Consider the following 918-nt stretch of genomic DNA (forward strand, 5'->3'; position numbering starts at 1 on the left):
TGCGCGATGCCGGCATCGCCTGCGTCTGCGTCACCAACAAGGAGGAGCTGTTCGCGCTGCAGGTGCTGGAACGCACGGGCCTGCGCGACTTTCTCCGCGTGGTCATCGGCGGCAACACGCTGGCCTGGAAGAAGCCCGACCGGCGCGTGATCGACCACGTGCGCGAGCGCCTAGGCGCACCGGCCTGCGCCACCGGCCACGTGGGCGACTCGGCCATCGACGTCGCGACCTCGCGTGAGGCCGGTGTGGCCGCGTGGGCCGTGCCCTATGGCTACAACGGTGGTGTGCCAGTCGCCCAGAGCCGGCCGGACCGCTTGTTCGAGCGGCTGGACCATCTCGCGCGGGCCGTGATCGATGGCGAGCTGAAGCCGGCGCCGCTGCGGTGTGATCCGGCGCTGGCGGACGACTGAGCGCCGCGCGCGCCGGCGTCTGGCGCGGGAAAACACCAGCACGCGCGCGGGTGGGGCCTGCGATATATTCGAAGTGGCGAATATTTGGCGAGTCCCTGCCGGGCCGTCAGCTCGCTGGCCCCAGGCCTCACCCAACCCCGAACAGGAGACCTCCCTTGAAGCAATACGCCATCGCCGCCGTCCTCGGCCTGCTGGCCGCCGGCCCCGCCCTGGCCAACCTGCAGCTGGCGCAGAAGAACGCCTGCACCGCCTGCCATGCCGTCGACAAGAAGCTGGTCGGCCCCGCCTACCAGGAGGTCGCCAAGAAGTACGCCGGGCAGAAGGACGCCGAGGCGAACCTGATCAAGAGCATCAAGGCGGGTGGTTCCGGCAAGTGGGGCGCGGTGCCCATGCCCGCCCAGGCCGCGCTGAGTGACGCCGACGCCAAGACGCTGGCGGCGTGGATCCTGGCCGGCGCGAAGTAGCGGCCCCCGGCGACCGGCATCCCCGTAGGCTGGGGTGGGGCACC

The 918-nt window shown here is 71.1% G+C and carries 2 protein-coding genes; both read left to right on the plus strand.

Annotation, left to right across the window (positions count from 1 at the left end):
• On the plus strand, nt 1-410 hold a 410-nt coding region (locus tag ACE3T5_RS16045), incomplete at its 5' end, for an HAD hydrolase-like protein (protein ID WP_374669087.1).
• A gap of 155 nt (nt 411-565) precedes the next feature.
• A complete protein-coding gene (locus tag ACE3T5_RS16050) occupies nt 566-874 on the plus strand; it encodes a c-type cytochrome (protein ID WP_374669088.1) in 309 nt (102 codons plus the stop codon).
• The last annotated feature ends 44 nt before the right edge of the window (nt 875-918 follow it).

Origin of the sequence: Ramlibacter sp., assembly GCF_041916345.1 — a bacterium.
Classification (GTDB): Bacteria; Pseudomonadota; Gammaproteobacteria; order Burkholderiales; family Burkholderiaceae_C; genus Ramlibacter.